A 13,467-nucleotide genomic window follows, 5' to 3' on the forward strand; every position below is an offset into this window, starting at 1 on the left:
AATGTCGCGCGTTCACATCACCGATGTCTTCCTACGCGACGGTCTGCAGGACGAGGACTGCATCGTCACCACTTCCGACAAGCTCGAGGTGCTCGACCGCATCGTCGAGTGCGGAATCACGACTGCGGAGATCACGTCCTTCGTCTCACCGACTCTGGTACCGCAGATGGCCGACGCGGCCGATGTGGTGGCAGGAGCGCCGCGGCCGAGTTCAGCACGGTTCAGTGCACTCGCGCTGAACGGCCGCGGGGTACGGCGGGCAGCGAAGACCGAGATCGACATCATCCAGGTCGTGACGTCCGCGAGCGCCTCCCACAGCCGAGCCAACGCCGGCCGACCGTGGATCGATGCTGTTCGGGACATGGGGGCCGTCATCGCGCAGTACACCGACCGGGTGTTCGTCGGCGGAATCAGCACGTCGTTCGTCTGCCCCTTCGAGGGGGAGATTCCGATCAACAGACTGGTCGAGGTGTGTCGAAGGATGGCCGACACCGGAGTCAGCGCGCTCGGTCTGGCCGACACACTCGGAGTGGCGACACCCGACCATGTCATCCGAGCAACCGAGGCCGTACGTGATGCGCTACCCGGACTCACGATTGCCCTCCACCTGCACAACGCACAGGATCAGGCCCTCGTCACCGCTGTTCGCGCGTTTCGTGAAGTCGGTATCGAACACTTCGACAGTGCGCTCGCAGGCTTTGGGGGGTGCCCGTTCGCACCCGGCGCCCACGGCAACCTGGCGACGGAAGATCTCGTACGAACCTTTCACGCTGCCGGCATCCCGACCGGAATCGACGAAGAACTTCTGCATCAGGCCGCAGGACTTGCCCGCGAAGTCGTGGCAGGCGCAGCGCCGCTGCCCGCCTCGTGACTCGACCCGACCACTCACTCCGACAAAGGACTGCACCATGACCATCTCCGAACTTCACCTCGACCCGACCGCCGACTCAGGCGACGGGCACGACATCGCTTCACCAGGAAAGCGGCAGAGCACGGCGCACGCCCTCGTCGAAGGACTGCTCGATCACGGCGTCACCACAGTGTTCGGCATCCCGGGCGTGCAGACCTACGCGCTCTTCGATGCGCTCGCCGATGCAGCCAATCAAATCGAACTCATCGGTGCTCGGCACGAGCAGGCATGTGCGTACATGGCCATGGGCTACGCCCAGTCCACCGGCGCTCTCGGCGTGTTCAGCGCCGTGCCAGGTCCTGGAATCCTCAATGCCTCCGCGGGGTTGCTCACCGCGCTGGGGACAAGTACACCTGTCCTGTGCCTGACCAGTGAAATTCCCTCGGACTACATGGGCCGGGGTTTCGGCCACGTGCACGAGATGCCGAGTCAGATCGCGACCCTGCGCACGGTGACCAAACGCTCCGACAATGTCATGCACCCCTCGCATGCAAAGAGAATCCTGGCGCAGGCAATCCACGCGGCGCGTTCCGAGCGGCCCGGCCCGACTGTGGTGGCGGCTCCGTGGGACGTACTCGGCCGAGAAGCGCCTGCTGCTCATGTCCTGCCGATGGCGCTCGACAATACTGCTGTCGATCCAGTGGAGATCGCATCGGCCGCCGAGCTTCTCGCCGGCTCGAATCGCCCAGTCATTCTCGTCGGGGGCGGAGCACGTGAGGCCAGCGCGACCATCCGTGCGCTGGCAGAACACCTCCAGGCCCCGGTCATCGCTTTCCGGAGCGGAAAGGGTGTCGTCGGGGAATCGTCTCCCCTGAGTTTCACGTGCGCTGATGGGTACGACCAATGGCGTGAATCCGACCTGGTCCTCACCATCGGCACGAAGGCCGAGCTGCTGTGGTTCCGGTGGCCGAAAAAATCGCACGCGGTGCCGAGCATCAACATCGACATCGACCCGGCGTCACACATCCGACTGGAACCGACCGTCGGCATCACCGCGGACTCCGACGACGCGGCCTCCGCCCTCCTCACGCAACTTCGGAGCACGACGTCCCCCCGCGTCGATCGGCGTTCTGAGCTCGCGCAATACAAGCGCGACAAGGCCATCGAGATCGATGCGTGGCTGCAGCCCCACCGTGATTATTTGGCGGCGATCCGTCGGGCCCTTCCCGACGACGGGTTCTTCGTCGAAGAGGTATCCCAGATCGGGTTCTCGTCGTATTTCTCCTTCCCTGTCGACGAGCCCCGCCGTTTCATCACCTGCGGACATCAGAGCAATCTGGGATTCGGGTTCCCCACCGCGCTCGGAGTCAAAGCGGGCAACAGGAATTCGGTGGTCGTGTCGGTCACCGGCGACGGCGGGTTCCAATTCAGCATCCAGGAATTGGCGACTGCAGTTCAGTACCGACTGGGAGTGATCGTCGTCGTCTTCGACAACGGAGCATTCGGCAACGTCAAGGCCGATCAACACCGCCTGTTCGGGCGTGAGGTCGGGTCGACACTGCATAATCCGGACTTCGAAGCCCTCGCACTGGCCTACGGCGCCCACGTCGCCAGGGCCGAGACCCCGGACGAACTCGAGAGGGCGATCGTCACTGCCTCGGCCAGCGATCTCCCCACTGTCATCGTCGTTCCGATGCCGCTCGACTCGAACGTCACACCCTGGCGCTACCTGGTGCCGGCTCCGCATGATTTGTGACATGACGTCAGCGATTCTCTGCTGTCCGCAGGGCTGGCGACAGCCGAGATGCGCTGTGTCACGTTCGCCGATGTGATCTGGATCAGTGTGACAACAACCTTGTGTCACAGATTACATTCCGATAAAATTCCTGTTAGTTGAGTGATTGCATCTCATTAAATGAGATTCACTCAGTAATCGGAGATGAGCCGAAGTCGACCACCAGGTTGGCCAGCTTCTCTACTGCATGCATCGCGCGTTCGGCTCTCGGCGCGCCGAGACCGACCCGGTCGATGCATTCGGACCGTGGCACGCGCATGCTGCCACCCCAACTCAGGAGTACCGAGTGGTCTATCTCGTATCGATTCTCGCTCTGGTGGCAATTTTCGCCATTGCCACCGTCAGGCCCATCAACATGGGTCTTATCGCATTTGCCGCAGCGTTTCTCGTGGCGCCGTTCATCTCGAACATGAGCATCGACGATGTGATGTCCGGCTTCCCCGGTGAGATGTTCATCGTCGTCCTGGGCATCACACTGTTGTTCGGAATTGCCCAGGTCAACGGCACACTCGGTACTATCATGCGTGCCGCGCTGCACCTCGTGGGTGGGAGGCGATGGGCGGTTGCCTGGGCGATGTTCGTCCTGTCTGCCCTTTTGATGTCCCTCGGCGCGGTGCTGGCCGTGAGCATGCTGGCACCGATCGCGATGCCCCTCGCCAAGCGCTACCGCATCAATCCCCTTTTGATGAGCGCCATGATCGGGCATGGCGCCTTCGGTGCCGCATTCTCGCCCATCACCGTCTATTCGGTGGGTATTCAGGAGTTGTTGAAGGACTACGACGTCGTCGTCGATCCGCTCTTGCTGTTCGTCGTGCCGCTGGGATTGAACCTGGCCTTCGCGTGCGTGGCCTTTGCATTCCTCGGCCGTGACATCTGGGGTCCGGAGAGCCGGGATATCCAGCGCCGCATAGATCAGGAGACGCCGTCTCCCACCGGGGGGCCGAGCTCCGGAACGCGCGTTGCGGACACTGTCGCAGAACCAAGGTCGGTGCACAGCGGTGGCGGCGGGGTCGTCACTGCACACACCGAGCCCGCACTCGACGTCTCCACGCTGACACCGGTTCCGAAGAAGTTGAACTGGGAGCAAGGCCTGACACTCACGTCGATCGTCGCCCTCCTCGCGTGTGCGATGTTCGGTGTCGACGTGGGGGTTGCGTCCCTGATCATCTCGGTGGTGCTGCTCCTGGTGTGCCCCACCCGTGTCAGTGAATCCATGAAGCAGATCGCGTGGCCGGCAGCATTGCTGGTGTGTGGCGTCGTGACCTACATGGGCGTGCTCACCCAGAACGGGACTATCGAATACCTCGGTGACACGGCGGCTCGAATCCCTTCTGTGCTGCTCACCGTCTTCGCTCTGCTGTTCGCGATCGGAGTGATCTCGGCAGTCGGCTCATCCTTTGGAATCATCCTCATCGCACTGCCGCTCGCTGCTCCGCTGATGGCGAGCGGACAGGTCGGGGCGATTCCTTTGGTTCTCGCTGTCTGTTTCTGCGCCACAGTCGTAGACGTCAGCCCGTTCTCGACGAACGGAGTCATCGTGCTGAGCGTGGCCCAGGTGGAGGACAAACTCGCGTTCCAACGCAAGATGCTGGCCTACTGCGGCTACATCTGCGTTGCCGCGCCGCTAGCGTCGTGGGCGTTGCTGGTGCTGCCTACCATCTAACGAGTGCCTCGTCGTTTCACGGTGAATTCTTCGAGTGCCTGGTCGTGCATGTCATGACTGTGTCGGGGCCGCGGTGCGCACCTCGTTCCGAGGGCGGGCGTACACGGCGGTCCGCGCGCCGTCGATGTCGTGGACGCGCACCCGGGTATCGAACACGTCGCTCAGGATGTCGTCGTGCATGATCGCGCCGGCGGGCCCGCTGACGACGATCCGGCCGTCCCGCATCGCGACGATGTCGTCCGACCAGGCCGCCGCGAAGTTGATGTCGTGCACCACGAGCACGATCGTGCGCCCCAATTCGTCGGCCGCGCGTCGGAGATGGCCCATCATCGCCACCGAGTGCTTCATGTCCAGATTGTTCAGCGGCTCGTCGAGCAGGACGTACGGAGTGTCCTGCGCGAGAACCATGGCGACGAACGCCCGCTGGCGTTGACCACCTGACACCTGGTCGAGGTGGCGCCCGGCGAGGGTGTCGAGGTGCAGGAAGTCGAGCGCACGGTCGACGTGTTCGTGGTCGTGTGCGCGGAGTCGGCCGCCGCAGTGCGGGAACCGGCCGAACGAGACGAGCTCGCGGATGGTGAGCCGCGCGGTCAGGTGGTTGTCCTGGCGCAGCACCGAGACGATGCGGGCCAAGTCTCTCGTGGCCGTGTGCTGCACCACGGCGTCTCCGATGGTCACGGTTCCGGTGGTCGGCTCGAGCAGTCTGCCCATGATCGAGAGCAGGGTCGACTTGCCCGCTCCGTTGGGCCCGACGACCGAGGTGATGCCACCCTCTGCGATGGTGCCGCTGACCGGTCCGAGCACCGTCTCGCTCTGGTAGGTCTTGGAGACGTCCGAGAACGTGATCACAGTCTGCCTTTCCGGAGGACGACGACGAGGAAGAGCAGTCCACCCGCGAATTCGATGACGACCGTGAGGAAACCGGCCGCGTAGAACACGTGCTGCATGACGAACTGTCCGACGACGAGCGTGAGCATGCCGAGCAGGAATGCCATCGGAAGCACGTACTGGTGTTTGTAGCTGCCGGTCACCTGATAGGCCATCGTCGCGACGATGAAGCCGAAGAAGGTCATCGGCCCTGCCAGCGCGGTGGAGAACGACACCAGCAGCGCCACCAGAACGAGCACGAGCGTCAGTTCACGCTTGTGGTCGACGCCGATGGTCGTCGCGGAGTCACGGCCGAGCAACAGCGCATCGAGCCGGAAGCGTCTGCGCCACAACACCACTCCCACCGCGACGCACACCGTGAACGCGAGGGGAAGCATGCCCGGATCCACCCCGCTGAGGCGACCGAACAGGCGAACGGACAGGAGGTCGTACTCGGTGGGGGAGAGCAGACGCTGCAGGAACGTCGAGAGGCTGTCGAAGGCCAGTCCCAGGACGACGCCGACGAGCAGCATCGTGAAGAGACTGCCGAGGCGACCGGAGAAGAGCCAGCGATAGAGGATCGTGGCGAACAGGACCATGGTGAGGGTCTGTGCGATCACTTTCGGGGTGCCGTCGGTCCGCGCGATGACGGAGCCGCCGAAGACGAACACCATGACGGTCTGCATCAGCACGTACAGCGAGTCGAAACCGACGATGGACGGAGTGAGCAATCGGTTGTCTGTGACGGTGTGGAAGACGACGGTGCCGAGCCCGTGGGCGAAGGCCGCGACGGCCATGGCGCCCAGCATCGTGGCGCGGCGTTCCACCGCGAACTCGAAGGAACCCCGGACGAACAGGAGAAGGAAGCAGGCGATCGCCCCCGCCAGCACCGCGGAGGCCACGAGAAGTCGTCGTCGCGGACGTGGTCTCGAGTCGGTGCGTACCAGCGTCGGCATCGAGGGTGATTCACGCAAGAACATGACGTCGCTGCCTCACCACGAGAAGGACGAAGACCGCGGCGCCGAGCGCGCCGAGAATCACCGAGGCCGGAATCTCCATGGGCGCGACCACCGTGCGCCCGATCAGGTCGCAGGCCAGCAGCAGTCCGACGCCCAGCACCGCTACCCACGGAAGGTTCCTCCGTACGTCGTCTCCCAGGACCATGGACACGATGTTCGGCACGATGAGGCCCAGGAACGGGATGAAGCCGACCACCACGCTGGTGACACCGGTGCACACCGCCACCATCGCGACGCCGAGCACGACGGTCGCGTCGTAGTTCAGTCCGACCGTGGTGGCGAGGTCCTTCCCGAGGCCGGCGACGGTGAAGCGGTGCGCGAGCAGGTAGACGAGCACGGCGATGACGACGACGGCCCACAAGGGTTCGTAGAAACCGCGCACGATGCCGCTGAATCCGCCGGACCGCCACGCGGACATGGACTGCAGCAGGTCGAATGTGCCGGCGAGGAAGGTGGTGATCGCGCCGACGACGGCGCCCAGCATGATGCCGACCAGGGGGACCACCAGTTGTTGTTCCAACGAGATTCGACGCAGGACGCCGACGAACAACATGGTGCCGACGAAGGCGAACGCGGTGGCGATCAGCATCTTCGGCATCGGCCCGAGATTCGGCGCCAGCAACAGGGCCGCGAGAATGCCCAGCCCCGCCCACTGGCTCGTGCCGGCGGTGGTGGGCTCGACGAACTTGTTCTGAGTGATCATCTGCATGACCACACCGGACACCGCCATCGCGACGCCGGCGAAGATCAATGAGAGGGTCCGCGGGACGCGGGAGATGAGGAACATCTCCCGCGCCACCGGGTCGGTGAGCAGTGTGCCGAGCGAGATGTCGAACTCGCCGACGAGCAGCGACGCCGCGACCAGGGCGGCGGTGACCACCGCCGAGCCCAGAAGTGCTGTCCTACGATGCATTCGAGAAGGCGTCCGCGAGCTGCTCGTACGTCTCGGCGTACGCCTGGATGCTCTCGCGCGTGTAGAAGTACGGATCGAGGTAGACGATCTGGTCCTCGGACGCGAACGTGGTGTGGGCGAACGCTTCCTGCGCATCGATCACCGACTTCGCCGGAGCGGCACCGGGTTCGCCGGCCGCGGCGTCGCGGTCCAGCACGATCATCCACTCCGGGTTCGCCGCGGCGACGGCCTCCGGCGCGAGGCCGGAGTCGCCGTGCACGTCGCCGGCCTCACCGGCGAAGACGTCGCGCAGGTTCAGTGGTTCGATGATCCGACCGATCCGTCCGGCACCGTTGTCGATCTTGCCGCCCGAGACGACGGACAGGAACACCGACTGGCCGGTGGTCCGCTCCGCCGCGTTGTCTTCGGCGGCGTCGAGAGCCGCGATGATCTCGGACGCCTGCTCCTCGCGGTCGAAGACGACGCCGAGAGAGGCGGTCTGGCGCTTCAGTGACTCGACGTAACCACCCTCGGCATCGTCGGATGGCGCGATGTCCAGCGTGGGGGCGATACGACCGAGTTCGTCGGTGTACTCCGAGAAGCGGTAACCGCCGATGATGAGATCGGGTTCCGCCTCGTTCACGATCTCCAGGTTCGGCTCCCTGTGCGTCCCCACGTCGAGGATGGCGTCGTCGTCGATCCAGTCCTCGAACCCTTCGTACGGCATGATCGGTTTGGGCAGCGCCACCGGTTCGACGCCGAACGCGCGCAGGGTCTCCAGCGACGTGTTGTCGAGGGCGACGACACGCTGCGGGTTCTGGGGGACCTCGACAGGTCCGGTGGCGGTGTCGATGGAGACGGTGGTGGCGGAGTCCGCGGACGTGGTGTCGTCGGTGCTGCAACTCGCGAGCGCGCTCACCGTGATCACGGTGGCGAGGAGGGCGAGGATCGGGGTTTTCGGGGTCTTCACGAGGCTCCAGAGGGTGTGATGTCTTGACCGGACCTTTACTCGCTGGAGCGTAGCTACTTAGGTAAGGCTACGCAAACTTTCTCTGTGGCCGCCACGACTCGGCCCCGACTGCCTGATCGCGATGACGCCGATCATGGCGTGGTTTCACCCGTCGAACACCGCGGACGAGGCGGCCCCGGAATCACATCACCCGCTTGCAACCGAGCAGATCGCGGCCACCTATCGCCGCGAGAAGAAGTCACCTGTACCGGCGGCGATCGCTACGCAATGGTGAGGCGCGTCAGTTGTCGGATAGCCGAATTGGTCCGTGAACCCGGTCCGATCAGGATTCGCTGACAGCGAGCTCCCGCTTCCAGGTGCGGAATCCTTCCTCGGTGCGGCCACGACGCCAGTATCCCGAGATCGAGGCCCATTCCGCCGTCACGCCACGCTTCTTACGGATGTAAGGCCGGATCTCGTGCATCACGGACTGCGCCTCACCGTGCACGAAGACGTGGGCCTGTCCCGGCAGCCACTCGACCGCCCGGACAGCGGCGGCCAGCGCGGAGGTACCGAATTCGTTACTGCGATAGACCCACCGGATGTGGGCCGAGGCCGGCGCGGCGATCTCCAGGCGGTCCTCCGGACTCGCGGCCTCGAGCACCACGTGCGCGACGGCCCCCTCGGGGAGTGCGGCGAGCGCCGCGGAGATGGCGGGCACGCCCGTCTCGTCGCCCGCGAGGAGATGCCAGTCGGCGTCCGAGCGGGGCGAATACGCACCCGCGGGTCCGAAGAACGAGAGCTCGTCCCCCGCGGAGGCCCGCAGCGCCCAAGGGCCCGCCACTCCCTCGTCTCCGTGGACGACGAAGTCGATGGCGACCTCACGCGCGTCCGTGTCCACCGACCGCACCGTGTACGTACGCAACGTCGGGTCGTCCGCATCGCCGAAGTGCAGTTTCACATAGCTGTCGGTGAACTCGGACGGCGCGAACTCGTCGAAGTTTGCGCCACCGAGCACCACGCGCACCATGTGCGGGGTCAGTCGCTCGGTCCGCAGGACGGTCAGGGTGGTCAGTTGTCGCGCCACAGGGCACCTCCATCGGGTCCGGATCTTCGACGCGGTCCGCCGGGCCTCGCCACCGGTCGGACGCAAGACGTGGTAGCCTACCCTAATTCTATGGTCGGCCCGGTCCGACGTCAGTGGGCGCGTCGTACGCGTCCTGGATTTCATGGCTGATGCGTCCCCGGGTGCTGACCTCGAAGCCGTTCTCCTTGGCCCACACCCGCACGTCCTGCAGGTCCTGGCGGCCCTTCTTCAGCGCTGCCGCGGATCCGTTCCCGACGAGACTTCTTGCCGCCGACCTTCTCCGCGTGCTCGATCCAGAATTAGTCGTACAACTCGTTGGCGTGCCCGCTTTTTCTATCAATCGAACAAGCACCATCAGCTCCTCGCCATGGCCAGTGGACGCGAACGACGCCAGCAGCGAGCCACCTACATGCGTCACGCGTGCACCACCTCGACGCGCGACTGACGCGGTCCCTCGATCGAAGCCCGAACGCACCCCGTTCGCCGCTGCTAGTTGGCTGCCTGAGTTGGGACACTCGCCCGCCCGGACGGCGCAAGAGCGCAAGACATCACTGGCCATGACAACCCCCCGGGGCTGACAGTGGTCGGGCGGCGCGCCTCGCGCACCACCCGACCCCCGGGTCATTGGGTCACTGGGTCAACGCAGGTCGAAGCGGTCGTTGTCGGCGACCTTCGCCCAGACGGAGACGAAGTCTTCGACGAACTTCTTGCCGTTGTCGGCCTGGGCATAGACCTCCGAGAGGGCACGCAACTGCGAATGCGACCCGAAGATCAAGTCGATGGCCGTCGCGGTCCACTTCTGTTCACCCGACGCGCGATCGGTGCCGGTGTAGAGACCATCGCCGGTCTCGGACCATTCGGTGTCCGAGTCGAGGAGGTTGACGAAGAAGTCGTTCGTCAACTGCCCCGGCCGGTCGGTGAACACACCGTGGTTGATGCCACCGTGGTTGGCGCCGAGAGCACGCAGACCACCGAGCAGCACCGTCACCTCGGGCGCGGTCAGGTTGAGCATGTACGCGCGATCGAGGAACAGCACCTGCGCCGGCGTGTCCTCGTCCGCCTTCAGGAAGTTCCGGAAACCGTCGGCGCGCGGCTCCAACACCGAAAAGGACTCGACGTCCGTCTGCTCCTGCGTGGCGTCGGTGCGGCCGACACTGAACGGCACCGTCACCTCGTGGCCGGCGTCGCGTGCCGCCTTCTCCACCGCCGCGTTCCCGGCCAGGACGATCAGATCGGCGAGCGAGACCTGCTTGTCCCCGGCCGAGGCGTTGAACTCCTGCTGGATCTGTTCGAGCACCTGCATCGATGCGGCGAGAACAGTGGGTTCGTTGGCCTCCCAGTCCTTCTGGGGTTCCAGACGCACCCGGGCGCCGTTGCCGCCGCCGCGGAAGTCGGTGCTGCGGAAGCTGCTCACCGATGCCCACGCGACACCGATCAGCTGCTGCACCGTCAGGTCGGAGTCGAGGATGCGGGCCTTGAGCGACGCGGCGTCGGCGTCGTCGATGGGACGGTAGTCGGCTGCTGGTACCGGGTCCTGCCACAGCTGCGGCTCGGGAACCCACGGCCCCAGGTATCGCGACACGGGTCCCATGTCGCGGTGGAGCAGCTTGTACCAGGCCTTGGCGAACGCTTCTTCGAGCTGCTCGGGGTGATCGAGCCACCGCCGGGTGATCTCGGCGTAGATCGGGTCCTCGCGCAGAGCGACGTCGGTGACGAGCATCGTCGGTGCCCTGCCCGCACCGCCGAACGGGTCGGGGATGGTGCCCGCTCCGGCACCGTCCTTGGCGACGAACTGCCACGCCCCGGCCGGGCTCTTCTCGAGCTCCCACTCGTAGCCGTAGAGGTTCTCGAGGTACCCGTTGCCCCACCGGGTGGGCGTCGAGGTCCACACGACCTCGAGGCCGCTGGTGATCTGATCCTCGGCCTTGCCGGTGCCGTGCCCGTTCTTCCATCCCAGGCCCTGCTGCTCGATCGGGGCGCCCTCGGGTTCGGGCCCGACCTTGTCGGCAGGTCCGGCGCCGTGCGTCTTACCGAAACTGTGTCCGCCGACGATCAGCGCGGCGGTCTCCTCATCGTTCATCGCCATGCGCCCGAACGTCTCCCGGATGTCGTGGGCTGCAGCGACCGGGTCCGGTTCACCCTCCGGCCCTTCGGGATTGACGTAGATCAGACCCATCGTCGTCGCACCGAGAGGCTTGGCCAACTCACGCTCACCGGAGTAGCGTTTGTCGGTTCCCATCCAAGTGTCCTCGGGGCCGAAGAAGACTTCCTCCGGCTCCCAGATGTCCTCGCGGCCGAACGCGAAGCCGAAGGTCCGGAAGCCCATCGAGTCGAGTGCAACGTTGCCGGCGAACACCAACAGGTCGGCCCAGGAGATGCTGTTGCCGTGTTTCTGTTTGACCGGCCACAGCAGTCGACGGGCCTTGTCGAGGTTGGCGTTGTCCGGCCAACTGTTCAGCGGCGCGAATCGTTGCGCGCCCTGTCCGCCGCCGCCGCGGCCGTCGTAGGTGCGGTAGGTGCCGGCGGCGTGCCAACTGAGTCGTATGAACAGGCCGCCGTAGTTGCCGTAGTCCGCGGGCCACCAGTCCTTCGAGTCCGTCAGCACCGCGGCGACGTCGGCCTTGAGTTCGTCGACGTCGAGGTCGGCGAACGCCGCCTTGTAGTCGAAGGCCTCACCGAGGGGGTTGGACTTGGATGTGTGGGCGTGCAGGATCGACAGGTCGATCTGCTCGGGCCACCAGTCTTTGTTCGTCCGGGGTGCGTGCGCCTTGGGTTTCGGCGATTCGATGACCGGGTTTTCGCTCTCGCTGGTGCTGGCGGTCTTCGCATCGGAATGGGGTGGGCGGGCGTCGGAGGTCAAGCGCATTCCTTTCGGGTGTACTGCTGTATCGGGTCGATCACGGGGCTGCGATCGGGTCAGGGGTGGCGCAGGCGGGGCACAGGCCCCAGAAGGTCACTTCGGCTTCGCCGAGGACGAAGCCGCTCTCGTGAGACGGTGCAAGACAGGGCGCCTCGCCCACGACGCAGTCGACGTCGGCGACCGTGCCGCAGGTGCGGCACACGAGGTGGTGGTGGTTGTCGCCGACCCGGGACTCGTACCGGGCGACATGCCCCGCGGGCTGGATCCTGCGGACGAGCCGGACACCGGTCAGGGCGTCGAGGATGTCGTAGACCGCTTGGCGAGATACTCCGGGGAGCGTGTCGCGGGCGAGTGTGTGGACGGTGTCGGTGTCCGCATGAGGGTGGTCGTGGACGACGTCCATCACCACCAGGCGGGGCCGGGTGACGCGTAAGCCGGCTGCGCGGAGCCGTTCACGGTTGTCCGGCTGCACTGTCATGGCACCTACGCTAGACAACGACCGCCCCGCTTGTACACCGCTTCTGGACTCGATCAAAGAACGCACTGATCTGTGCGAGCCGAACGGGGTTACCGCACGAGCGTCATCGGCCGCCATCGAGTAGGCGACACGCCCACTCTGAGCCGCCACCCGGTGACAACCGCACTACCCAAGCACCCCGTGTCAGCTCCTTCCGGCCGAGGTCACACTCGATCCGGTTGTGACGAGAGCCACCCCATCCACGCGATCGGTGTGACCGAAGCCAACGCATGCCCCACCGCTTTCCCGAAGCGCCGCGCTCGTGCGATCTTCTCGACCTCGTCGACGACAAGGCGATCGACCGAGTGAACGGCCGGCGCTCGACGGGTGATGCGTCTGCAGAATCGGGGTCTGGTGGGTTCCTGGTGTGGTTGGTCGACGACAAGGACACCGTGGTGGTGCGGTCCGCGTCATCTCTACCCGAAGCGGCCGAGGCCGCCCGTGCGTATCGCGCCGCCTGGGGTGGCCACGTGCGGTTCATCGAGGGCCCCGACAACGAGCTCGTTCCGCGGAGCGAGTGGGGGCCGCTTGTGGAATCGACGGCGCCGCTGCCGTACGTGTTCACGGTCGAGTTGCGCTCACCCCATTCGACCGGAGGTCAGGAGTTGGTGTCCGCGTTGTGGACCAGTACCGACCTCGCAGAAGCACTCAGGTGGCGCAATCTGCTCCCGGTGGGACTACGACGGCGCACACTCGTGGTCAGCAACGCCCCCGACGGGCACTATCCCTACCAACAAGTACGGGGTTCAATTTCGTCGGATGACAATTCCGGCTCGGACGGGGTGCCGGACGCTCCACGTGTCGTCCGAACCTGCAGCTCTGTGTGACGATCGGAGAGTGACCCCCGCAGCGGCCAGGGTGCATCTACCACCGTGGCCGCGCTGGCGCAAAGGTCTGTCGATGCGGTCGCTTCGACTAGCCATTCATACTGATATCACTGCCGATAATAGGATCCGCCTACGTGAGGC

General features: G+C 65.2%; 13 protein-coding genes. 5 read left to right on the top strand and 8 right to left on the bottom strand.

All coding sequences use genetic code 11. From position 1 onward, the window contains the following. Window position 1 precedes the first annotated feature (1 nt). From OG947_RS22305 to OG947_RS22315, 3 genes are all read left to right on the top strand, one after another. Window positions 2-871 (top strand): hydroxymethylglutaryl-CoA lyase, encoded by an 870-nt coding sequence (locus tag OG947_RS22305; RefSeq protein ID WP_328814128.1) that lies wholly within the window; start codon window positions 2-4, stop codon window positions 869-871. A 169-nt stretch (window positions 872-1,040) separates the two neighbouring features. Further along, window positions 1,041-2,606, top strand: a complete 1,566-nt coding sequence (locus tag OG947_RS22310; RefSeq protein ID WP_328814129.1) for a thiamine pyrophosphate-dependent enzyme — start codon at window positions 1,041-1,043, stop codon at window positions 2,604-2,606. 325 nt (window positions 2,607-2,931) lie between these two features. Next, window positions 2,932-4,308 carry an SLC13 family permease gene (locus OG947_RS22315; protein WP_328814130.1) on the top strand — a complete coding sequence of 459 codons (1,377 nt, stop codon included), beginning with the start codon at window positions 2,932-2,934 and terminating at the stop codon, window positions 4,306-4,308. A 51-nt stretch (window positions 4,309-4,359) separates the two neighbouring features. Here OG947_RS22315 and OG947_RS22320 read toward each other — a convergent pair whose 3' ends face one another. Genes OG947_RS22320 through OG947_RS22335 form a run of 4 tightly spaced genes read right to left on the bottom strand, consistent with a single transcriptional unit; the run spans window position 4,360 to window position 8,056 of the window. Further along, on the bottom strand, window positions 4,360-5,157 hold the full coding sequence (locus tag OG947_RS22320) for an iron ABC transporter ATP-binding protein (RefSeq protein ID WP_328814131.1): 798 nt from the start codon (window positions 5,155-5,157) through the stop codon (window positions 4,360-4,362). Continuing rightward, complete coding sequence (locus OG947_RS22325) at window positions 5,154-6,131, bottom strand: iron chelate uptake ABC transporter family permease subunit (protein WP_328814132.1); 978 nt, start codon at window positions 6,129-6,131, stop codon at window positions 5,154-5,156. Before OG947_RS22325 ends, OG947_RS22320 begins: the two co-directional genes overlap by 4 nt. A 10-nt stretch (window positions 6,132-6,141) precedes the next feature. After that, the gene (locus tag OG947_RS22330; protein WP_285189226.1) at window positions 6,142-7,107 is read right to left on the bottom strand and encodes an ABC transporter permease; all 966 of its coding nucleotides are present in this window, start codon (window positions 7,105-7,107) and stop codon (window positions 6,142-6,144) included. Continuing rightward, window positions 7,097-8,056 carry a siderophore ABC transporter substrate-binding protein gene (locus tag OG947_RS22335; protein WP_328814133.1) on the bottom strand — a complete coding sequence of 320 codons (960 nt, stop codon included), beginning with the start codon at window positions 8,054-8,056 and terminating at the stop codon, window positions 7,097-7,099. Before OG947_RS22335 ends, OG947_RS22330 begins: the two co-directional genes overlap by 11 nt. Window positions 8,057-8,177: 121 nt before the next feature. Here OG947_RS22335 and OG947_RS22340 point away from each other — a divergent pair, with 121 nt between their 5' ends. Then, the gene (locus tag OG947_RS22340; RefSeq protein WP_328814135.1) at window positions 8,178-8,330 is read left to right on the top strand and encodes a hypothetical protein; all 153 of its coding nucleotides are present in this window, start codon (window positions 8,178-8,180) and stop codon (window positions 8,328-8,330) included. Between the two features lie 48 nt (window positions 8,331-8,378). On the opposite strand, the gene OG947_RS22345 is transcribed toward OG947_RS22340, so the two are convergent. The 4 genes from OG947_RS22345 to OG947_RS22360 all read right to left on the bottom strand — a co-directional run bounded on the left by OG947_RS22345 (window position 8,379) and on the right by OG947_RS22360 (window position 12,460). Next, the gene (locus OG947_RS22345) at window positions 8,379-9,122 is read right to left on the bottom strand and encodes a siderophore-interacting protein (protein WP_328814136.1); all 744 of its coding nucleotides are present in this window, start codon (window positions 9,120-9,122) and stop codon (window positions 8,379-8,381) included. An 88-nt stretch (window positions 9,123-9,210) separates the two neighbouring features. Then, window positions 9,211-9,747 carry an Lsr2 family DNA-binding protein gene (locus OG947_RS22350; protein ID WP_328814137.1) on the bottom strand — a complete coding sequence of 179 codons (537 nt, stop codon included), beginning with the start codon at window positions 9,745-9,747 and terminating at the stop codon, window positions 9,211-9,213. Window positions 9,748-9,759: 12 nt separating this feature from the next. Further along, a complete protein-coding gene (gene katG, locus OG947_RS22355) occupies window positions 9,760-11,988 on the bottom strand; it encodes a catalase/peroxidase HPI (RefSeq protein WP_328814138.1) in 2,229 nt (742 codons plus the stop codon). 31 nt (window positions 11,989-12,019) lie between these two features. Then, window positions 12,020-12,460 (bottom strand): Fur family transcriptional regulator, encoded by a 441-nt coding sequence (locus OG947_RS22360; RefSeq protein ID WP_328814140.1) that lies wholly within the window; start codon window positions 12,458-12,460, stop codon window positions 12,020-12,022. Window positions 12,461-12,729: 269 nt separating this feature from the next. On the opposite strand from OG947_RS22360, the gene OG947_RS22365 reads away from it, so the two are divergent. Next, complete coding sequence (locus OG947_RS22365) at window positions 12,730-13,326, top strand: hypothetical protein (RefSeq protein ID WP_328814141.1); 597 nt, start codon at window positions 12,730-12,732, stop codon at window positions 13,324-13,326. Window positions 13,327-13,467: the final 141 nt, after the last annotated feature.

Origin of the sequence: Rhodococcus sp. NBC_00297 (assembly GCF_036173065.1) — a bacterium.
Taxonomy (GTDB): Bacteria; Actinomycetota; Actinomycetes; order Mycobacteriales; family Mycobacteriaceae; genus Rhodococcoides.